Annotated in this window: 18 protein-coding genes and 2 tRNA genes; 19 read left to right on the top strand and 1 reads right to left on the bottom strand. The window is 33.7% G+C overall.

The annotated features are described in order from the left end of the window. Positions 1-11: 11 nt before the first annotated feature. The 15 genes from EV697_RS01645 (at position 12) to tsf (ending at position 20815) form a co-directional block, all read left to right on the top strand. A complete protein-coding gene (locus EV697_RS01645; RefSeq protein ID WP_132021883.1) occupies positions 12-1520 on the top strand; it encodes a CoA-acylating methylmalonate-semialdehyde dehydrogenase in 1509 nt (502 codons plus the stop codon). 63 nt (positions 1521-1583) lie between these two features. After that, entirely contained in the window at positions 1584-2720 is a 1137-nt protein-coding gene (locus tag EV697_RS01650; protein ID WP_132021885.1) for a Gfo/Idh/MocA family protein, read from the top strand. A 274-nt stretch (positions 2721-2994) separates the two neighbouring features. After that, positions 2995-3930, top strand: coding sequence for a substrate-binding domain-containing protein (locus EV697_RS01655; RefSeq protein ID WP_132021887.1), 936 nt, complete (start codon positions 2995-2997; stop codon positions 3928-3930). Between the two features lie 84 nt (positions 3931-4014). Then, positions 4015-5520 (top strand): sugar ABC transporter ATP-binding protein, encoded by a 1506-nt coding sequence (locus EV697_RS01660; RefSeq protein ID WP_132021889.1) that lies wholly within the window; start codon positions 4015-4017, stop codon positions 5518-5520. 48 nt (positions 5521-5568) lie between these two features. Further along, positions 5569-6525, top strand: coding sequence for an ABC transporter permease (locus tag EV697_RS01665; protein WP_132021891.1), 957 nt, complete (start codon positions 5569-5571; stop codon positions 6523-6525). 215 nt (positions 6526-6740) lie between these two features. Beyond that, entirely contained in the window at positions 6741-8681 is a 1941-nt protein-coding gene (gene iolD, locus EV697_RS01670) for a 3D-(3,5/4)-trihydroxycyclohexane-1,2-dione acylhydrolase (decyclizing) (protein WP_132021893.1), read from the top strand. A 57-nt stretch (positions 8682-8738) separates the two neighbouring features. Beyond that, positions 8739-9635: a myo-inosose-2 dehydratase gene (gene iolE / locus EV697_RS01675; protein ID WP_132021895.1), complete on the top strand. Its 897-nt coding sequence runs from the start codon at positions 8739-8741 to the stop codon at positions 9633-9635. A 1-nt stretch (position 9636) separates the two neighbouring features. Further along, entirely contained in the window at positions 9637-10647 is a 1011-nt protein-coding gene (iolG, locus tag EV697_RS01680) for an inositol 2-dehydrogenase (RefSeq protein ID WP_132021897.1), read from the top strand. Positions 10648-11021: 374 nt separating this feature from the next. Further along, positions 11022-12320 carry a trigger factor gene (gene tig / locus EV697_RS01685; protein WP_132021899.1) on the top strand — a complete coding sequence of 433 codons (1299 nt, stop codon included), beginning with the start codon at positions 11022-11024 and terminating at the stop codon, positions 12318-12320. Positions 12321-12477: 157 nt separating this feature from the next. Then, positions 12478-13059 carry an ATP-dependent Clp endopeptidase proteolytic subunit ClpP gene (clpP, locus tag EV697_RS01690; RefSeq protein WP_132021901.1) on the top strand — a complete coding sequence of 194 codons (582 nt, stop codon included), beginning with the start codon at positions 12478-12480 and terminating at the stop codon, positions 13057-13059. A 15-nt stretch (positions 13060-13074) separates the two neighbouring features. Then, positions 13075-14325, top strand: a complete 1251-nt coding sequence (gene clpX, locus EV697_RS01695) for an ATP-dependent protease ATP-binding subunit ClpX (RefSeq protein WP_132021903.1) — start codon at positions 13075-13077, stop codon at positions 14323-14325. A gap of 120 nt (positions 14326-14445) precedes the next feature. Continuing rightward, positions 14446-16869: an endopeptidase La gene (gene lon / locus EV697_RS01700; protein WP_132021905.1), complete on the top strand. Its 2424-nt coding sequence runs from the start codon at positions 14446-14448 to the stop codon at positions 16867-16869. 119 nt (positions 16870-16988) lie between these two features. Then, positions 16989-18848, top strand: a complete 1860-nt coding sequence (gene ppiD / locus EV697_RS01705; RefSeq protein ID WP_132021907.1) for a peptidylprolyl isomerase — start codon at positions 16989-16991, stop codon at positions 18846-18848. A gap of 229 nt (positions 18849-19077) precedes the next feature. After that, on the top strand, positions 19078-19827 hold the full coding sequence (gene rpsB / locus EV697_RS01710) for a 30S ribosomal protein S2 (protein ID WP_132021909.1): 750 nt from the start codon (positions 19078-19080) through the stop codon (positions 19825-19827). A 142-nt stretch (positions 19828-19969) separates the two neighbouring features. Then, positions 19970-20815 carry a translation elongation factor Ts gene (gene tsf / locus EV697_RS01715; RefSeq protein WP_132021911.1) on the top strand — a complete coding sequence of 282 codons (846 nt, stop codon included), beginning with the start codon at positions 19970-19972 and terminating at the stop codon, positions 20813-20815. 105 nt (positions 20816-20920) lie between these two features. On the opposite strand, the gene rnhA is transcribed toward tsf, so the two are convergent. Continuing rightward, complete coding sequence (gene rnhA, locus EV697_RS01720) at positions 20921-21388, bottom strand: ribonuclease HI (protein ID WP_132021913.1); 468 nt, start codon at positions 21386-21388, stop codon at positions 20921-20923. A gap of 71 nt (positions 21389-21459) precedes the next feature. Between rnhA and dnaQ the strand changes: the two genes are divergently transcribed. The 4 genes from dnaQ (at position 21460) to EV697_RS01740 (ending at position 23071) form a co-directional block, all read left to right on the top strand. Further along, on the top strand, positions 21460-22296 hold the full coding sequence (dnaQ, locus tag EV697_RS01725) for a DNA polymerase III subunit epsilon (RefSeq protein WP_132021915.1): 837 nt from the start codon (positions 21460-21462) through the stop codon (positions 22294-22296). 86 nt (positions 22297-22382) lie between these two features. Then, positions 22383-22459 (top strand) — tRNA-Asp (locus EV697_RS01730). A gap of 14 nt (positions 22460-22473) precedes the next feature. Continuing rightward, positions 22474-22550 (top strand) — tRNA-Asp (locus tag EV697_RS01735). Between the two features lie 407 nt (positions 22551-22957). Continuing rightward, positions 22958-23071, top strand: coding sequence for a ParA family protein (locus EV697_RS01740; RefSeq protein WP_132021917.1), 114 nt, complete (start codon positions 22958-22960; stop codon positions 23069-23071). Positions 23072-23088 lie beyond the last annotated feature (17 nt).

Below are 23088 nucleotides of genomic sequence, written 5' to 3' on the forward strand. Positions count from 1 at the left end.
GGAGCAAAAAAATGGAAACTGTTTTAAATTTTATTAATGGTAAAAAAGTTGAAAGTAAAGGAGAGGTTATTTCTCCAATTTATAATCCAGCGACAGGGCAACAAATTCGTCAAGTGAGAATGAGTACAGCTGAAGAGGCTATTGAAGCTGTTGATGTAGCACAAAGCGCTTTCCCTGCTTGGGCTGAAACATCTCCACTACGTCGTGCTCGGATTCTTTTTAAGTTTAAAGAATTATTAGAAAAAAATTTTGATTCACTTGCTCGTTTAATTACAGAAGAGCATGGAAAAGTATACTCTGATTCAATTGGGGAATTAACTAGAGGATTAGAAGTAGTCGAATTTGCTTGCGGAATACCACATTTATTAAAAGGCGAATTTTCAGAGCAAGCTGGTAGAGGGATAGATATTCATTCTGCTATGCAACCTTTGGGAGTTTGTGTCGGGATTACGCCATTTAATTTTCCTGCAATGGTTCCTATGTGGATGTTTCCTGTTGCTTTAGCTTGTGGCAATACATTTATTCTTAAACCATCTAAAACTGATCCTTCATTATCAGTGAGATTAGCTGAATTATTGAAAGAAGCTGGATTACCTGATGGTGTATTCAATGTTGTTCATGGTGAGCGATATGATAACGAAATTTTGTTGAAAGAACCTCGAGTTAAGGCTGTTAGCTTTGTTGGTTCAAGCGCTGTTGCTGCACAAGTATATAAATTAGGCTCGGAATATGGAAAAAGAGTTCAAGCATTAGGGGCAGCTAAAAATCATGGTCTTGTGATGCCTGATGTTGATATTGAAGCCACTGCAAATTCTTTACTTGGAGCTGCTTTTGGTGCCGCTGGAGAGCGTTGTATGGCATTACCGATAGCGGTAACGATTGATGATGAAACTGCAGATAAATTAGTTAATGCTTTAAAACCTAAAATTGAAGCACTTCGTTATGGTCCAGGGCTATTAAAAGACGGTGAAAAAGAAATGGATTTTGGACCATTAATTACACAACAACATCTTAATAATGTAACGAATTATATAAATAAAGGAGTGGAAGAGGGGGCTACTTTAGTTGTAGATGGTAGAGGTAAAAAACCTAATGGTTATGAGAATGGATATTTTATTGGTGGTACCTTATTTGATCGCGTTACGCCAGAAATGACGATTTATAAAGAAGAAATTTTTGGCCCTGTTCTTGGTATTGTCAGAGCAAAAAGTTTTGATGAAGCATTGGATCTTATTAACAAACACCAATTTGGAAATGGAACAGCAATTTTTACTAATAATGGTGCAGCAGCTAGAGAGTTTACTTATAAAGTTCAAGCTGGCATGGTTGGGGTTAATGTTCCAATTCCTGTTCCGATGGCATTTCATTGTTTTGGTGGATGGAAAGACTCGGCATTCAGTACTTTAAATGTATATGGACCAGATGGTGTTCGTTTTTATACAAAAATGAAAACAGTCACTACTCGTTGGCCTGAGGTTAATGTTAATTCAAAAGCTTCTTTTGCTATGCCAACATTATAATAAATTGTCAACAAAAATAGGCGTCGAAAGACGCCTTATTTTTATGAAAATTAAGGAGATTATATGAAAAAAATTAGAATAGGATTAATTGGAACTGGTTACATTGGAAGATGTCATGCTATTGCTTATTCACAAGTATCAACGGTTTTTTCGTTAGATGCTGAATTAGAACTAGAATATTTAGCTGAAATTACACCTGAATTAGCGATTCAAAAAGCAAAAGAATTTGGATTTAATCGTTCTACTGGAAATTGGAGAGATGTAGTTTGTGATCCTAATGTTGATATTGTTGATATTTGTACACCTAATTTTTTACATAAGGAAATAGCACTTGAGGCAATTAAGGCAGGTAAACATATTTATTCAGAAAAACCTTTAGCGTTAGATGCTAAAGATGCAAAGATAATGTATGAAGAAGCACAAAAAGCAAAAGTAAAAACACTCGTTGGTTTCAATTATATAAAAAACCCAACAACCCAATTAGCTCGTGAAATTATATCGAAAGGAGAGATTGGTGAAGTAGTTCATTTTTATGGTACACATAATGAGGATTATTTAGCTGATTCTAATACACCTTTAGATTGGCATTGTATCAAAGAAAAAGCAGGATTAGGTGCATTAGGTGATCTTGGTGCTCATATTATTCAAATGGCACAATTTTTAGTAGGAAGCGATATCAAAAGAGTGATTGGAGATATGGAAACTGTAATAAAAAAACGACCCAATCCAAATGATATAGCAGAACTACTTGATGTTGAAAATGAAGATCAAGCAAGTGCTTTAATTCGCTTTGATAATGGTTGTATGGGGAGCATTGAAACATCTAGGATAGCCTGTGGTCGTAAAATGGGATTAAGTTATGTTATTACTGGTACAAAAGGTAGTATTGTATATACACAGGAAAGAATGGCGGAATTAAAACTTTATTTACATAATGAAGAGCCTGCTCGTCAAGGGTTTAAAACAATTTTAACAGGACCATTACACCCTGATTATAAAAATTTTTGTATTAGTGCTGGACATGGTATTGGTTTTAATGACCAAAAAACGGTTGAAATTCGGGATCTGATCAACGGTATAGCGAGTGATTCTATCATATATCCTGATTTTGAAGAAGGATTTAAAGTATCGAGAGTGCTAGATGCAATTGCATTATCTCATCATAAAAAATGCTGGATTGATGTTGATTCTATAGCATAGTAATTATTCAGTAAAATATGATATTCAGTTGCAAAGTATTTTACTGAATAAATTGAAATTATTTATTTTAAAAATAAAATTAATGAAATTTTTAATCCAAAGTGAGATCTATTTCACAAATATTTAACTTCCTTGTTGTGTATAAATTACCTTAATGTTACATATATAACAGAAGATAAATTTCAAAAATACATCATTTGAAATTTGTATTTCTATTTGTTTTGTTGCCTATTTCTAAGGTAAATAATTAATTCCAATTTAAAGGAGTAGCATTATGAAAAAAACATTATTAGCGGCATTATGTGGAGGGTTATTACTTATCTCTCAATCTTCTATGGCAAAGAATTTAGTTATTGGTGCCCCGATGGTATCCTTTGCAGATAAATGGCAGACCTATGTACAAGATGCTATTCGTAAATTTGATGAAGAGCATGATGATGTAGAAATTAAACTTTCTGATGCTAACGCAGATCCTTCTCGTTTATTAAATGATGTTGAAACTTTTATTGACCAAGGTGTTGATGCATTATTAGTTGTACCAACGGATCCTAATATTGTTAAAGTCATTGGTCGTAAGGCTAAGAAAGCTGGCGTTCCTTTAATTATTGTTAATCGTAAACCAAATGATGAAGATATGAAATATGTAACTAGTTATGTTGGTTCTGATGAAGTTGAAGGTGGAAAAATTCAAGCTAATTACATTGTAAATAGCTTAAATGGAAAACAAGGAAATACCCTTATACTTCTTGGACCACTAGGCCTTGATGCAGTAACTAAACGCACCGAGGGTAATAAAAATATTTTTAAAGATCATAAAAATATTACTGTTGTAACAGAGCAAGAAGGTAAATGGGATAGAGCAAAAGGGATTGAAATTGCAGAAAATGTTTTAGCCGCTAAAAAGGAAATTAATGTGGTTGTGAGTAATAATGATGAAATGGCTATTGGCGCAATATTAGCAAGTCGTAAGTTGGGTCTAAAAGATGAAGATTTAATCATTGTTGGACTTGATGCGACACCTGATGCACTTGAATATCTAGGACAAGGCCTAGATGCTACTGTTTTCCAATCCGCACAGGGACAAGGTTATACTGGTGCTGAAATGGCATATCTTGCTGCTAAGGGACAAAAAGTACCAGAAGTTAAATGGGTTCCTTTTGAATTAGTGACTCCAGAGAATAAAGAAGAATATCAAGCAAAATATAAATAATTTGTGTCTATTGAGAGCAATATAGAACTATATTGCTCTTTGAAATAGTCTCATTTTATTTTTGATGAATTTAAGGAGTTATCAATGAAAGAATTAACCCCTTCTCCCTATATTTTAGAAATGTGCAATGTTTCTAAAACATTTCCAGGCGTAAAAGCCTTAGATTGTATTAATCTAAAAGTTAAACGAGGCACTGTTCATGCTCTTATGGGAGAAAATGGTGCAGGAAAATCTACATTAATGAAAGTGTTGTACGGTATTTATATCCCTGATGATGGAGGAGAGCTTATTCTTGATGATAAGCCTTTTAAACCACGCCGTCCGATTGATGCAATTAATAGTGGTTTAACGATGGTTCCTCAGGAGATTTCTCCTGCTGCTAATCTTAGCATTGCTGATAATTTTTATTTAGGTCGAGAAATTACAAAAAATAAATTTTTTGTTAACCAAGAAAAAATGAATAAAAGGGCGGCAGAAATTCTGGAAGAACTTGGTGTGCCAATGGATGTTACTGTTAAAATGGCAAATGTTTCTGTTGCCAAAGCTCAGCTAGTTGCGATTGCAACTGCTGTTTCTAATGACGCCAAAATTATTATTATGGATGAACCTACTACAGCGTTAACAGAAACTGAGGTAGAGCAACTATATAAGATTATTGAAACGGTAAAGCAACGTGGTATTGCTATTATTTTTATTTCTCACAAACTAGATGAAGTTTTTAAGGTATCTGACGAAATAACCGTTATTCGAGATGGGCAATATGTTGATACAAAACCAACATCAGAAGTAACAAAAGATGAATTAATTTCGATGATGGTTGGTAGGGATATGTCAGAAATGTTCAAAAGAGAGCGTTTTGATTTATCAGATGAAATAATGCTTGAAATAAAAAATTTTACTCGGGAAGGCAAATATTACGATATTAATTTTTCTGTTCGTAAAGGTGAAATTTTTGGCATAGCAGGCTTAGTTGGTGCGGGTCGTTCAGAAATTGTTGAAGGGTTATTTGGATATAAACCAGCTGATTCTGGTGATATTTATGTCAGAGGAGAAAAGGCTGAGATTCATAATCCACTTGATGCAATGAAGTATAAAATTGGTTTTGTAACGGAAGATAGAAAATTAACAGGGCTCTTTTTAAATTTAAGTATTACCGACAATATGATTATGCCTAAGATGTCTCCCTATTTGGAAAATTTACTTGTTTCAGTTACAAAAGCTAAAAAAATAGCAAATTTGCAGAAAGATAAATTAAAAATTAAGACACCAAATGTGGATGTTATCACAAATAATTTATCTGGGGGCAATCAACAAAAAGTTTTACTTGCACGTTGGTTACTTTTGGAACCTGATGTTTTAATTCTTGATGAACCGACTAAGGGGATTGATGTTGGAGCTAAGGCTGAGTTATATAAACTTATGGTGGAGCTATCTAGACAAGGTAAAACGATAATTATGATTACATCAGATATGCTTGAGTTATTGTCTATGAGTGATCGTGTTATGGTAATGCACGAGGGGCATCAGGTAGGAATTATTCCATACAACGAGTTAACTCAAGAACGTGTGCTTGAGCTAGCGTCAGGTTAGTTATTTTGAATTAAATAGTATTTAACAAAAATAAATGAGGTATCTATTATGTCACAGGTTACATTAAGGAAGATATTGAATACTTATGGAATGGTTTTTATTCTTATAGGATTATTCTTAGCATTATCTGTTTCCATTGATGGTTTTTTCTCTCCACGAACAGTATGGAGTATTGTTGAGCAAGTTTCTATGTTTGGTATTATTGCAATTGGTGTTACTTTTGCGATTGTTACTACTGGTATTGATTTATCATCAGGATCAATGGTTGCATTAACTGCGGTTGTATCTGCGTCTGTTGTTACAGGAGGGGATACGGTTAGTGCTGCGATACTTGCTTTTGCTATTTCTATTGCTTTAGGGGCATTACTTGGAGCAGTTAATGGTGGATTGACAGCCCTTGGAAAAATACCACCTTTTATTGCTACTTTAGGTATGATGATTATTGCTCGTGGTGCAGCACAGCTATATTCTGAAGGTCGCCCTATTGATGCTTCTTCAGAGGCATTTACTTGGATTTCGGATGTTGATTTCTTTGGCTTACCAGGTTTAGTTGTTTTATATGTGATTATTGTTATTGGTTCTCATATTCTTCTAAGTCGTTCAACTTTTGGTCGTCATGTGTATGCAGTAGGCGGAAATCTAAATGCAGCTAAAATATGTGGTATTAACACAACCAAGACATTAATTTGGGTTTATGTTGTTGCTGGTGCGTTATCAGGGCTTGCGGGGGCTTTACTCGCTTCTAGAACTTATGCTGGTAATCCTTCTTATGGATTAGCTTGGGAGCTTGATGCGATTGCGGCGGCGGTTATTGGTGGTGTTTCTCTTAGCGGCGGATTTGGTACTATTCCTATGTGTGTAATAGGTGCATTGATCATAGGTACCACAAATAAAGGGCTTAATATGCTAGGTGTAGATCCTTACTGGCAACAAATAGTAAAAGGATTGATTATTGTTGTAGCTGTGTTGTTGGATACATTAAAAAGACGTAAAAAAGCGAGCTAATTGAATAGGAATAGGGCAGCAGATTATGTAATGTTGTCCTATTTTTATATATTTATATCTTATCAAAAATCAATATTTATATTCTATCACTGTTCTTTATTTTCAAAAATGTGATCTATTCCATAAAAATGAAATTTATTTTTCATTTTTGTTTATTTTGAAATTTTTTTGTGATTATATGTTCAAAGAATTAGGATAAATCGGAGAATATAGAAATGAAAACAATCCGTTTAACAGTGGCGCAAGCATTAGTTAAATTTCTAGATAATCAGTATGTTGAATGTGATGGTCAAATTACGAAATTTGTAGAAGGTATATTTGGTATTTTTGGGCATGGAAATGTACTAGGATTAGGTCAAGCATTGGAACAAGATTCTGGAAATTTAATTGTTCGTCAAGGGCGTAATGAACAAGGTATGGCACATGTGGCCATTGGGTTTGCTAAACAAAATTTGCGTAAGAAAATTTATGCTTGTACTTCATCAGTAGGGCCTGGGGCGGCTAATATGATTACTGCTGCCGCAACAGCTACCGCAAATAGAATACCACTTCTTTTATTACCTGGTGATGTGTTTGCGACAAGGCAACCTGATCCAGTTTTACAACAAATAGAACAATATCATGATTTGAGCATTAGTACTAATGATGCTTTTAAAGCAGTAAGTAAATATTGGGATAGGGTTAATCGCCCAGAACAATTAATGAGTGCCTGTATTAATGCAATGAGAGTATTGACCGATCCTGCAGAAACGGGAGCTGTAACTATTTCACTTCCTCAAGATGTTCAAGCTGAAGCCTATGATTTTCCAGAATATTTTTTACAAAAACGCGTTCATCGTATAAATAGAATACCTGCAACAGATACTATGTTACAGGAGGCTATTAGATTAATTCAAAGTAAGAAAAAACCTTTGATTATTTGCGGTGGTGGTGTTCGTTATTCACAAGCTACAGAACAATTGAAAGTTTTTGCTGAAACCTATCATATTCCATTCGCTGAAACTCAAGCAGGAAAAAGTGCGGTTGTTTCTGAGCATAGTTTTAATGTCGGTGGTGTTGGTGTTACAGGTTGTTTGGCAGCAAACCTATTAGCGAAAGATGCGGATTTAATTATTGGCATAGGAACAAGATATACTGATTTTACCACTTCATCTAAGTGGATCTTTAAAAATCAAGATGTCGATTTTTTAAATATTAATGTTGCTCGTTTTGATGCTTATAAGTTAGATGGAATACAAATTATTGCTGATGCTAAAGAGGCATTAGGTCAATTAAATCAATTACTAGCACCAACAAATTATCAAGCTCAATGGGGAAATAAGATTGTAGAAGCTAAAGAAGCGTTAAAACAGGAGTTAGAAAGAATTCATAATGTAACTTATACAGGAAAAGATTTTATACCTGAAATTGATGACCGTTTGGATCGTGAGCGTGTTTATGATGAATTTATCCGATTGACAAATTCTTGTTTAACGCAAACAAAAGTACTAGGTATTTTAAATAAGCATTTAGATAAAAATGACATTATTGTTGCTGCTGCTGGAAGTTTACCTGGTGACTTACAGCGAATTTGGCAAACAAAAGGAGAAAATACTTATCATTTAGAATATGGTTATTCTTGTATGGGATATGAAGTAAATGCTGCTTTAGGGAGTAAGTTAGCTAATCCAGATAAAGAAGTTTATGCTTTACTTGGTGATGGCTCTTATATGATGCTTCATTCTGAATTAGTTACATCTATTCAAGAGAATAAAAAAATCAATATTATTCTTTTTGATAATATGGCAAATGGTTGTATTAATAATTTACAAATTGGTCATGGAATGGATAGCTTTGTAACTGAATTTCGCTTTAGAAATACTGATACGAATCAATTAAATGGTGGATTGATTCCTATTAATTTCGCTATGAATGCCGCGTCTTATGGATGTAAAACTTATCAAGTTACCACAGAGGAAGAACTGCTTTTTGCCTTGAACGATGCAAAAAAACAATCAGTATCAACCTTAATTGATATTAAGGTTTTACCGAAAACAATGGCAAATGGTTATGACAGTTGGTGGCATGTTGGGGTACCAGAAGTATCGGACAAAGAAACGGTGCAACAGGCTTATAGCACATCAGTTGTAGAGATTGATAAAGCTAGACGTTATTAGTGTTAGTCATATGGTTATATTAATTAAGCATTATTATTTTAGTAAAAAGGAAAAAGTATGAAAGCTGAAAATGTAAAATTAGGAATTGCTCCTATTGGTTGGACTAATGATGATCTTCCTGAATTAGGAGCGGAAAATACATTTGAACAATGTGTGAGTGAAATGGCATTAGCAGGCTATACGGGGTGCGAAGTTGGTAATAAATATCCTCGTGATGTTGCAGTGCTTAAACATAAACTAGACGTACGAGGTATTCAAATTTGTAATGCTTGGTTCAGTACCTTTTTTGTAGATGGAAAAAAAGAAGAAACAATTAAAGGATTTATTGAACATCGTGATTTTTTACATGCTATGGGGGCTAAAGTTATTGGTTGTTCAGAACAGAGCCGTAGTATTCAGGGTACATCAAAATCTATTTTTAAAGAAAAAACAATTTTTACTGATAACGAATGGCAACTTTTAGCTGAAGGTTATAATGAATTAGCAAAACTTGCAGCAGAAAAGGATATGAAAGTTTGCTTACATCATCATATGGGAACAGGCATTCAGACACCTGAAGAAGTTGATCGCTATATGAATGTTGTTAATGATGATGTTTATTTATTATTTGATTCTGGTCATCTTTATTACTCTGAAGGTTCACAACAAGCAATGTTAGATGTTTTAGATAAATATATTGACCGTATTGTTCACGTTCATTTAAAAGATGTAAGAGATGAAGTTGTAGCTGAAGTGAAAAATAATGATCTTAGTTTTTTAGAGGGTGTTAAAAAAGGGACTTTCACTGTTCCTGGTGATGGTGTTATTGATTTTAGACCGATTTTCGATATTTTAGAAAAACATAATTATAAAGGATGGATGGTTGTTGAAGCAGAACAAGATCCTGCATTAGCTAATCCATTTGAATATGCTTTAAAAGGCCGTAAATACATTAAAGAAGTAGCAGGAGTTTAATATGATTAAAGTTGGTATTATTGGTGCTGGACGTATAGGTCGAGTTCATTCTGAAAGTATTACTAAATATGTAAAGGGTGCTGAAATTAAAGCAATTTCAGATATTCGTGTTACAGATGAGTTAAAAGATTGGGCTAGAACAATGGGGATTCCAAATGTTTATGATGATTATAAACAGATTCTTCAAGATCCTGAAATTGATGCGGTGTTAGTTTGTTCTTCAACGAATACTCATGCACCAATATCAATTGAGGCCGCTCAAGCGGGTAAGCATATTTTCTGTGAAAAGCCAGTTGATGCAAATGTCGAAAGAATTAAAGAGGTGTTATCTGAAGTTGAGAAGGCTGGAGTTAAATTCCAAGTCGGATTTAACCGCCGTTTTGATCATAATTTTAAGGCTATTAAAGATCATGTCGTTTCAGGTAAAATTGGAGAACCGCATCTTATTCGTGTTACTTCAAGGGATCCAGATGCTCCGCCTATTGAATATGTAAAAGTTTCAGGTGGTATGTTTTTTGATATGACAATTCATGATTTTGATATGATTCGCTATTTATCTGGTAGTGAAGTAATAGAAGTATATGTGGCTGGTGGTGTTTTAGTTGATCCTGAAATAGGAAAGGCAGGAGATATAGATACAGCCGTTATTACATTAAAACTTGCTAATGGAGCTATAGGTGTGATTGATAACAGTCGCAAAGCTGTTTATGGATATGATCAAAGAGCGGAGGTTTTTGGTTCAAAAGGAGCCGTTCAAACAGCAAATGATACAAATTCAACTGCTATTTATTCTAGCGATACTGGTGTAATTGCTGAGAAACCAAAATATTTCTTTTTAGAGCGTTATATGCAATCTTTTGCCGATGAGATGATTTGTTTTGTCGATTCTGTTGTAAATAATAAACCAACATTGGTAAATGGTAATGATGGGTTACAACCAGTTTTAATTGCTATTGCTGCAAAAAAATCATTAGATGAAGGGCGTCCAATAAAACTTAGCGAAATCATTTAATCTTTTCGATAATATAGATAATTAGTATGAAGTCGGATTTAATTATTCGACTTTTTTATTTCTGTTTGCTGTATTAGAAGTGTTAGTCTAAGATAAAATTATTATGATTTTAGGCAAGCAAAGTATTATAGCTATATGTATATTTTATTGATTTAAAAGTTACTATATGGCTTAAAATTTAGAAAAATTTTAGAATTTTGTAAAATTAAGGATTAATTTCGGTTGAATTTTAGGCGGGCGTAGCTTTTTATATGTCATTCTCTCGACTGATAGTAAATGTATCGTTATAATTCAAGGTCTTTAATCTAGATTTATTTAATAACGTGTTCGGTGCGTGTGTTTCGCCGAGTGCAAATTCATTTTGAGGTAACATAATGTCATTTAATATTGAAACAACTCAAGGGCTTGAGCGTCGTGTAAACATCTCTGTTCCAGCTGAAACAGTAGAGCAAGCCGTTCGCGAAGAATTAAAACGTGTTTCTAAAAACGCTCGTGTTGATGGATTCCGTAAAGGTAAAGTTCCAGCTCAAATTATTGAAAAACGTTTTGGGGCATCAGTTCGCCAAGATGTGTTAGGTGATTTATTGCAAAAACATTTTTTTGAAGTAATGTTTGAAAATAAAGTTAATCTAGCTGGTCGTCCAACATTTTCTGTTGAACAATTTGAAGCAGGTAAAGAATTAAAATTTACGGCAACATTTGAAGTATACCCTGAAGTAAAATTACAAGGTTTGGAAGAAATTAAAGTAGAAAAACCAGTTGTTGAAATTGCTGATGCTGATATTGATAAAATGGTTGATGTGTTACGTAAGCAACAGGCTACTTGGGCAGAAAAAGCTGATATAGCTACGGCTGAAGATCGTGTTGTTATTGATTTCTTAGGCACTGTTGATGGTGAAGCATTTGATGGTGGAAAAGCAGAAGATTTCACTTTATTAATGGGACAAGGTCGCATGATCCCTGGATTTGAGGAAGGCATTGTTGGTCATAAGGCTGGTGAACAATTTGATATTGATGTTACTTTCCCTGAAGAATACCATGCTGAAAATTTAAAAGGTAAAGCTGCTAAATTTGCTATTACATTGAAAAAAGTTGAGGTAATGGTATTACCAGAATTGACAGATGAATTTGTTGCTAAGTTTGGTCCAAATACAAAGACAGTCGCTGATTTAAGAGTTGAAATCGCAAAAAATATGCAGCGTGAATTAAAAACTGCTTTAGTTTCTAAAGTAAAACAACAAGTTATTGATGGGTTATTAGCTCAAAATCCGATAGATGTTCCTACTGGTGCAATTGAGCAAGAGATTGAAGTTTTACGTAACCAAGCAGCACAACGCTTTGGTGGTAATAAAGAACAAGCAGCTCAATTACCACGTGAATTATTCGAAGCTGATGCAAAACGTCGTGTGCAAGTTGGCTTGTTATTCGCAGAAGTGATTACTTCTAACGAATTAAAAGCAGATGAAGACCGTGTTAAAGCAATGATTGAAGATATTGCTTCAGCTTATGAACAACCATCAGAAGTTGTTGAATATTATTTGAAAAACAAAGAGTTAATGAATAATATCCGTAATGTTGTGTTAGAAGAACAAGCAGTTGATGCTGTTTTATCAAAAGCGCAAGTTACTGAAAAATCTGCGACATTTGATGAAATTATGAATCCAAAAGCATAATTAATTATTTTTGTAAGTATAAAGTGCGGTCGTTTTATAAATAAAACTGACCGCATTTTTGTTATATAGTAAGTTTTAAGTGCTTTTTAGCGGTATTTTAAGTTAATATAGAAGTAGTGTTGTCTTTATAACAAATAATAATAGAAAGGGGTTAGTTATGAGTGTTATACCTATGGTTGTAGAACAGACATCTCGTGGAGAGCGTTCGTACGATATTTATTCTCGCTTATTAAAAGAGCGTGTAATTTTTTTAAGTGGTGAAGTTGAGGATCGTATGGCGAATTTGATTGTTGCTCAACTTCTTTTTTTAGAATCTGAAAGTCCAGAAAAAGACATTAGTATCTATATTAATTCCCCTGGTGGATCAGTTACTGCTGGAATGGCTATTTATGATACAATGCAGTTCATTAAACCTGATGTGAGAACATTATGTATCGGACAAGCTTGCTCTATGGGAGCATTTTTACTTGCGGGTGGTGCAGAAGGAAAAAGAGCAGCTTTACCTAACGCAAGAGTAATGATTCATCAACCTTTGGGTGGTTTTCGTGGACAGGCATCAGATATTCAAATTCATGCACAGGAAATTCTTAAAATTAAGCATACATTGAATGAGCGTTTAGCTTTTCATACGGGGCAATCTCTTAAGAAAATTGAAAAAGATACAGATCGTGATAATTTTATGTCTGCGGAAGAAGCTAAAAATTATGGGCTTGTTGATAAAGTTTTGGATAAAAGATAAATATTGGACGATATAATGACAAAAGAAAAAGATTTACATTGTTCTTTTTGTGGTAAAGAACAAAAAGAGGTCGATAAATTAATTGCAGGTACTGATGGTTATATTTGCAATGAATGTATTGAACTTTGCCATAATATGTTAGTTGATGTAGAAGAAGATGGGGAATCAGCAGCGATTGAGTCAGTAGAGACAAAAAAAGAAGAAAAATTATTGACTCCTCACGAGATTCGAGCACATTTAGACGATTATGTTATTGGACAGGATTATGCTAAGAAAGTATTGGCAGTTGCTGTATATAATCATTACAAACGTTTAAGAAAAACAGAAAAAACAATTGATGTAGAGCTAGGCAAGAGTAATATTTTATTAATTGGTCCTACGGGAAGTGGTAAAACATTATTAGCTCAGACATTGGCTAGAATGTTGGACGTGCCATTTGCTATGGCTGATGCAACAACCTTAACTGAAGCTGGTTATGTTGGAGAAGATGTGGAGAACGTCTTACAAAAATTACTTCAGAACTGTGATTATGATGTAGAAAAAGCGGAACGAGGCATCATTTATATTGATGAAATCGATAAAATTACTCGTAAATCAGAAAATCCATCAATAACAAGAGATGTATCTGGTGAAGGTGTACAACAAGCATTACTTAAATTAGTCGAAGGTACGGTTGCTTCAATACCACCACAAGGTGGTCGTAAGCATCCTCAGCAAGAAATGTTGCGATTAGATACATCAAAAATTTTATTTATTTGTGGTGGTGCTTTTGCTGGATTGGATAAAATAGTTGAGAAGCGTACAGCTAAAGGAAATACTGGGATTGGTTTTGGTGCAGATGTAAAAACAGAAGAGAATCAAGTTAGTTTAAGTGAACTGTTTAGTCAAGTTGAGCCTGATGATTTAATGAAGTTTGGTTTAATTCCAGAGTTTATTGGACGTTTACCCGTTATCGCACCATTAAGCGAACTTGATGAAAAGGCACTTATTCAAATTTTGACTGAGCCTAAAAATGCTTTGGTTAAGCAGTATCAAGCATTATTTGATTTAGAAGATGTTCAATTAGAGTTTACTCAAAAAGCATTAGTAGCAATGGCGAAAAAAGCACTTCAACGTAAGACTGGTGCTAGGGGGTTGCGATCAATTCTTGAAGGATTATTACTTGATACAATGTATGATTTACCTTCTTTAAACAACTTGAAAAAAGTTGTTGTTGAAGAGAAAACAATTACTAAAAATAAAGCACCTAAATTAGAATATCATTGATAATTTTATAAAAATAAAAAATGTGCGGTATTTTGTCCGCACTTTTCTTTTATTACTTGATATTAGTCACTCCTAACCCAATATAACAATTAATAATAATTTTACTAAAAGAGAGTATATATGAACGCAAAACGGAGTAAACAAAAGGTCATTCCTGTTCTACCATTGCGTGATGTGGTAGTTTTTCCTTATATGGTTATGCCATTATTTGTTGGTAGACCAAAATCTATTCGTAGTCTTGATGAGGCAATGGAAAATAATAAACAGCTATTGTTGGTATCTCAAAAGCAAGCCGAATTAGAAGATCCTACAATAGATGATATTTATAATGTTGGAACAGTAGTTAATATTATTCAATTATTAAAGTTACCTGATGGTACGGTAAAAGTATTAGTTGAAGGACAATATCGAGCAAAAGTTAATTCTTTGAATGAAAATGATGATTTCTTTTCTGCCAATATTGATATTATTAAAACTGAATTTAATGATGAGAAAGAATTATCAGTATTGAAAGATACGGTATTGGCTGAGTTTGAAAAATATGCAGAGTTAAATAAAAAAATTCAACCTGATGTGGTTTCTGCATTACAACGTATTAATGATTTTGATCGTCTTAGCGATACAATTTCAGCTCATATGCCAATTACTGTAAAGCAAAAACAAGAGTTGCTTGAATTACCTAATATTATGGATCGTTTTGAGCATTTACTTACGTTAATGGCGGTAGAAGCAGATATTTTGCAAATAGAAAAACGAATTCGTAATCGTGTTAAAAAACAAATGGAAAAAAATCAACGCGATTATTACTTGAATGAACAAATCAAAGCATTGCAAAAAGAGCTTGGTGGCGAGGGGGATAATCCTTCCGTTGATGAGATTGAGCAGCTAAGTCAGAAAATCAAAGAGGCTAAAATGCCAGTTGAAGCTCGTGAAAAAGCTGAGTCTGAGTTACAAAAATTAAAAATGATGTCTCCAATGTCTGCTGAAGCAACTGTTGTTCGTAGTTATATTGATTGGATGTTACAAGTTCCCTGGTATAAACGTAGTAAAGTAAAGAAAGATCTTGTGAAAGCAGAAGCGGTTTTAGATGCAGATCACTATGGTTTAGAACGTGTAAAAGAGCGTATTTTAGAGTATTTAGCGGTACAGGCTCGTTTGAATAAATTAAAAGGCCCTATTTTATGTTTAGTGGGACCACCAGGGGTAGGTAAAACATCATTAGGTCAATCTATCGCAAATGCGACAGGGCGTAAATATACTCGAATGGCGTTAGGTGGTGTTCGTGATGAGGCGGAGATTCGAGGACATCGTAAAACTTATATTGGTGCTTTACCAGGTAAGTTGATTCAGAAAATGGCAAAAGTAGGCGTAAAAAATCCATTATTTTTGCTTGATGAAATTGATAAAATGGGAGCCGATATGCGAGGAGATCCTTCTTCTGCTTTATTGGAAGTTCTTGATCCTGAACAAAATACTAAATTTAATGATCACTATTTAGAAGTTGATTATGATTTATCAGATGTGATGTTTGTTGCAACTTCTAACTCGATGAATATTCCAGGACCATTGCTTGACCGTATGGAGATAATTCGTCTTTCTGGTTATACGGAAGATGAAAAATTGAATATTGCTTTAAAACATTTGTTGAGCAAACAAATGGAACGAAATGGTTTGCAAAATGGGGAGTTATCAATTAAAGAAAGTGCAATTCTTGATATCATTCGTTACTATACTAGAGAAGCTGGTGTTCGTGGGCTTGAGCGTGAAATATCCAAAATTTGCCGTAAAGCTGTGAAAAATTTACTTTTAGATAAAAAATTGAAATCTTTAAAAGTTGATTCAAGTAATTTACAAGATTATTTAGGTATTAAACGCTTTGATTTTGGACAAGCTGACTCTAAAAATCGAATTGGTGAAGTGACAGGACTTGCTTGGACAGAAGTAGGTGGAGATTTATTAACTATTGAAACCGCTTCTGTCGTAGGTAAGGGAAAATTAACTTATACTGGTTCACTTGGTGATGTGATGAAAGAATCTATTCAAACTGCAATGACTGTTGTCCGTTCTCGAGCTGAAGGGTTAGGTATTAATAATGAGTTTCATGAAAAACGTGATATTCATATTCATGTTCCTGATGGAGCAACGCCAAAAGATGGTCCTAGTGCGGGGATTGCAATGTGTACCGCTTTAGTTTCTTGTTTAACTGGAAATCCAGTTAAATCTGAGGTGGCAATGACAGGGGAGATCAGTTTGAGGGGTAAGGTATTACCTATTGGTGGGCTGAAAGAAAAGTTATTGGCTGCACATCGTGGTGGAATTAAAACAGTTATTATTCCAAAGGAAAATGTTAAAGATTTGGAAGATATTCCAGATAATGCTAAAAATAATCTTGTAATTCATGCAGTGGAAACTATTGATGAAGTTTTAACGATAGCATTAGAAAATCCACCGTTGGGTGTAGAGTTTGTTAAATTATCACCAATTAAGAAAGTGAAAACTTCTACTGCCCGTAAGCCAAGTTCTAGAACTCGTTCTATTAATTAAAGTGCGGTTATTTTTTTAGCCAGATTTTTAATTTGGCTTTATTTTATGGTGCGATATATTCAATTTTAGATTATAATTCATCAAGTTAAACTTAACCTAAATTTTGTAGGGTAACAACAATGTTAATGGAAAAAATTCATGCTGCTTCAAACAGCATTATAATTAAGATTATTTTTGGTTTTATTGCAGTATCATTTGTACTGAGTGGTGTTGCGGGATATATGTTCACCCAAATAGATACTTCAGTGGCAAAAGTTAATGGGGAAGAAATTTCACAGCAGACTTTTTCACAGCAATATAATAATGCTTATCAGAATGCGAGTCAGGAATTAGGCTCTCAGTTTGCCGCCGTTGCCGATAGTCCCGAATTTATTAATTCATTAAGAATGCAAGTCTTAAATCGCTTAATTGATGAAGAATTATTGCGTCAATATACTAATGAATTGAAGTTAGGGATCAGTGATGATCAAATTAAGCAAGAAATTGTTAAGATTCCTTCTTTTCAAAAGGATGGAAAATTTGATAATGATCTTTATAAGCAGTTTTTACAAATAAACGGTATATCATCTAATACTTATGCTAGTTATATTCGTGAAGCATTAAAGGTCTCACAAATTCAATCGGGAATCGCACAATCTGATTTTTTAGTTCCTTCACAGTTTCAAAATTTAGAAAATCAATTTTTTCAAAAACGCCATGTTCGTTTAGCTACCTTACCGATAGAGCAGGAGATTGACAAACAAGTAGTATCAGACAAAGAAATTGAAGATTATTACAATGCAAATAAAAATGCATTTTCTGTACCTGAATTGGTAAAAGTACAATATCTTGATTTAACACAAACTGTGGCAGAAAAAAATGTTAAGGTTTCAGATGTCGAAATTGCACAATATTACCAAGATAATAAGCCACAATTTATTACTCAACACCTTTCTCATATTCAAGTTGCAACAGAAAATGAAGCAAAGGATATTTATAATCGTTTACAAAAAGGTGAAGAGTTTGAAAGTTTAGCTAAGTTATATTCAATAGATAAATTGTCAGGTAAAAATGGCGGTGATCTTAACTGGATAGTATCGGGTATGATGCCAGCTACATTTGAGCAAGCGGCAGTAAGCTTATCTGTAGGGGAGTATTCTCAACCTGTAAAAGTTGATAATGCCTACCATATTATTAAAGTAAATGAAGTAAAAACACGTGACTTAGATGAAGTTAAAAGTGAAATTGAACAAATTGTTAGGAACACATTAGCAGTGAATGAGTTTTATTCAATGGAAAAAATTGCTAATGAAAAAGCATTTGAACATCCTGAATCTTTGTCTGAAGCTGCAAAAGCTGTTGGTGTGGATATACAAGAAACAGATTACTTTTCTCGTAAAGATTTACCGAATGCATTGAACTATGCTAATTTAATTAGTACTATTTTTGATTCAGATATTTCTCAAGGTGGCGTTAATTCAGAGGCTATTAATGTTGGAACCCAGCATTCAATCATAGTGCGAGTTTTGGAGCACAAGCCTCAAGGTATTCGTAGTTTAGAAGATGCTAAAACAGATATAATTACTTATTTGAAAAAACAGAAAGCTGAATTGATGCTTTTGAGTCAAGCAAAAGAAATAGCAGATAAACTTACATCAAATTCTAAAGATTCAGCCGTTAATATTCAGTTTGGTGAATTGGAAACTTGGGTATATGCAGAAAATAAAGATAGTTTATTAAATCAAGCTATTTTCTCTATGGTTAAGCCAATCAATAATTCGGTGTTCTCTGTTTCAAGAGATTCTTTAGGCAATGTGGTTATTATTGAATTAACTAATGTTGAAGATCAGATCAGTGTTAGTGAAAATGATTTGCTTGCTTTTAGAGAGCAATTAAAGAGAGTAAACCAATTAGAGTTGGTCTCCACCTTGTCTAAAGCATTAAGAGAAAAAGCAAAGGTAGAAATTAATGAAGATTTTATGAAAGATCTTCAAGAATAATTATTTTTGTTCATAAAAATTTAGGTGCTAGCATTGTTGGCACCTTTTTTCATAAAATTTTCTAGTTTTTGAGTCTATTTTATGATATAAAACGCAAGTTATTTTGAGTCTTTCAAGATAATAAATTTTAATACTAAATCACACACATACTCTTTAGAGTAAATCGGGGTGCCAAACGGTCGATTTACTTAGTATGTGGAGGCTAAACCCAAAAAAAGGAAAACATATTATGGCACAAGTTTCAATGCGCGATATGCTACAAGCAGGCGTTCACTTCGGTCACCAAACTCGTTATTGGAATCCAAAAATGAAACCATTTATTTTTGGACCACGTAATGGTGTTCACATTATCAACTTAGAAAAAACAGTTCCTATGTTTAATGAAGCATTAGTTGAATTAAACCGTATTGCTAGCAATAGAGGAAAAATTTTATTTGTTGGTACAAAACGTGCAGCGTCAGAAGCAGTAAAAGCAGCGGCATTAGATTGTAAACAATTTTATGTAAATCACCGTTGGTTAGGTGGTATGTTGACAAACTGGAAAACTGTTCGTCAATCAATTAAACGCTTAAAAGATTTGGAAGCTCAATCTCAAGATGGTACTTTTGATAAATTAACCAAAAAAGAAGTATTAATGCGTACTCGTGAGATGGAAAAACTTGAGTTAAGTCTTGGTGGTATTAAAGATATGGCTGGTCTTCCAGATGCAATTTTTGTTATTGCAGCAGATCACGAGCATATTGCTATCAAAGAAGCAAATAATTTAGGCATTCCTGTATTTGCAATTGTTGATACAAACTCAAATCCAGATGGTGTTGATTTCGTTATTCCTGGTAACGATGATGCGGCTCGTGCGATTCAACTATATCTTTCAGCAGCATCAGCTGCCGTTAAAGAGGCGAGTAATCAAGAATCCGTAACTGAAGAAAACTTCGTTGCAGTTGAAGAATCTGCAACTGCAGAAGTTGTTGCAGAATAATTCAGGTAAATAAAGGCGTGAGCCCTTATTAATCATAACGATTAATTAGTAGCAGGGGGCTCTATATGCTCCCTGTTTTTTTATGATATAAGTAAAAGTGCGGTAGTTATCGTACGAGATTAAATGGATAGAGGATTTTAATATGGCTGAAATTACAGCAAAATTAGTAAAAGAACTTCGTGATCGTACTGGTGCAGGTATGATGGAATGTAAAAAAGCATTAGTAGAAGCGAATGGAGATATTGAATTAGCAATTGATAATATGCGTAAATCAGGTCAAGCGAAAGCCGCTAAAAAAGCAGGGCGTGTAGCTGCTGAAGGCGTGATTATTTCTCGTTTAGCTCAAGGTTTCGGTGCTTTAGTTGAAATGAACTGTGAAACTGATTTCGTTGCAAAAGATGCTGGATTCTTAGAATTAGCAAATGAAGTTGCAGATTATGCTGTAGCAAATAAAGGTGTAACGATTGAAGCATTACAAGCTCAGTTTGAAGAAAAACGAGCTGCACTTGTTGCTAAAATTGGTGAAAATATGACAATTCGCCGTGTTCAATTTTTAGATGGTGATGTTTTAGGTGCATATTTACATGGTGCCAAAATCGGCGTTTTAGTTGCTGGTGTAAATGCTGATGAAGATTTATTGAAAAAAGTTGCTATGCACGTTGCTGCAAGTCGTCCTGATTATGTTAAACCTGAAGATGTGCCAGCTGATGTTGTTGCTAAAGAACGTGATATTCAAGTAGCGATAGCAATGGAATCAGGTAAACCTCGCGAAATAGCAGAGAAAATGGTTGAAGGTCGTATGAAAAAATTCACTGGTGAAGTTTCATTAACTGGCCAACCGTTTGTAATGAATCCTTCTGAATCAGTTGGTGATTTCTTAAAAGCAAATGGTGCTGATGTTACTAATTTCATTCGTTTAGAAGTTGGTGAAGGTATTGAAAAAGCAGAGTCTGATTTTGCTGCAGAAGTCGCGGCAATGACAAAATAATGATCTGATTATTTAAATTAAAAAACAGGCTTTAAGCCTGTTTTTTATTGGGTTAATTTATATCTAAAATGTGCGTAAATTAGTATTTATAGATAAGTCTTTATATTATTGTTGTGGATTATATCCTATATCTGGCTGTGTTGGATGTTCTGCGCCTTTTCTTGCAAGTTGATCGCAGATTTCATTCTCCTTATGCCCATTATGCCCCTTTACCCAAATCCATTCTATTGAATGTAGGCTAGTTAATTTATCTAATTGGAGCCATAAATCTTGATTTTTAACTGGTTTTCCATTGCTTGATTTCCAGTTATTTTTTTTCCAATTAAAAATCCATTTTGTGATACCATTTTTCATATATTGACTATCACTATGTAAATGGATTAAACAAGTCTCTTTTAAACTATTTAGTGCCTCTATTACAGCCAATATCTCCATTCGATTATTTGTCGTTTGAAAATAGCCTTTTGAAATTTGTTTCTCATGTTTTTGATAACGTAATAAAATACCTATCCCCCCTGGTCCAGGATTACCTAAACAAGAGCCATCAGTAAAGATTTCAACATTTTTTTGCATATTTTTTCTATTCTTTTTTATTAAATGAGGCGATAATACCTTAAATTCTACAAAAGAGATAGTATGAGAATATGACAAAAGAAAAAGATATTCAAAGACAAATTGTATTGGATACTGAAACCACAGGGATGAATGAATTCGGTGCTCATTATGAGGGGCATTGCATTATTGAAATTGGTGCGGTAGAGATTATTAATCGTCGCTATACTGGAAGAAAATTACATTTATATATAAAACCAGACCGATTAGTCGATCCAGAAGCCATAAAAGTACATGGAATTACAGATGATTTTTTAAAGGATAAACCAACATTTTTGGAAATTTCGGAAGAGTTTATTGAGTTTATAAAAGATGCTGAACTCATTATTCATAATGCTCCATTTGATGTGGGTTTTATGGATTATGAATTTAAAAAGAATAATATTAACTTAAGAACGGAAGATATTTGCTTTGTTACCGATACATTACAAATGGCAAGAAAAATGTATCCAGGAAAGCGAAATAGTTTGGATGCACTCTGTACAAGATTACATGTAGATAATACAAAAAGGGAATTACACGGTGCTTTACTTGATGCGGAGATCTTAGGTGATGTTTATTTGACAATGACAGGAGGTCAGAAGAGTTTATTTGATGAACATGATGTTCATCAATCTTCGGAATTAGATGTAAATAAAGTGAATGGGATATCACGTACAGATGTAGTCGATAGCGTTAAAGATATTATTATAGAAAGTCGGGAAGATATAAATGATTCGCTTGTGGAACATAATATTATGGATCTGAAATTAATTCTACCCACATTAGAAGAACAGGAGGCACACCAGAAACTCTTGAAAGATATTAATAAGAAAAGTAAAGGGAATTGTTTATGGGTGAATTTGTTAGAGGAAGAGAATATACATTAATGACTAGCAATTAATCAATTAAATAGTAAAATAAAAAAATGCCTTGACCTTTGGTCCATTCAACATTATTATTCGACACACAAAGCGGAGTGGTAGTTCAGCTGGTTAGAATACCTGCCTGTCACGCAGGGGGTCGCGGGTTCGAGTCCCGTCCATTCCGCCAATCAATTCTAATTCGGAGCGGTAGTTCAGCTGGTTAGAATACCTGCCTGTCACGCAGGGGGTCGCGGGTTCGAGTCCCGTCCGTTCCGCCATTTTTCTTTTAAATTCTTTATTTTACAATAGTATAAATAAGAGCTTTTTTACCTAAAGAACAAAATTATTTTTTAAATGGTAGTGTTTTATTAATTACTACATGATTTTGTTTTTTTATTCTCTATTGTTATGTATTTAGGTACTTAACAACCTCTTCATATTAAAATACCCCTTTAATTAAATCAACAATAATAACTATTTTAAATTCATTATATTCATTATTTTGAGATATTTTTTCCTTAAAATTAGACATTAAGTGCTAATTAAGGATAAATATAGTCTTTTAAGTGCATTGTATGACAGTGATTCATTCCTTTAAAAAATGTTTTACTTTAAATTTATTTTAATTTTTATCTATTAAATTTTATGTAGTTAATAGTATTTATAAAAATGTATAGGTCAAATTATGAGTACAGCTAAAATCATCTCTTTCATTTCCACAAAAGGTAGCGTAGGTAAAACTTCACTTACTATTCATATGGCTGGTTACCTTGCTTCTTTAGGTAAAAAATTCTATTGATTGATGCTGATTCTCAG

It is taken from the genome of Bisgaardia hudsonensis, assembly GCF_004345785.1.
In the GTDB taxonomy this organism is placed as follows: Bacteria; Pseudomonadota; Gammaproteobacteria; order Enterobacterales; family Pasteurellaceae; genus Bisgaardia; species Bisgaardia hudsonensis.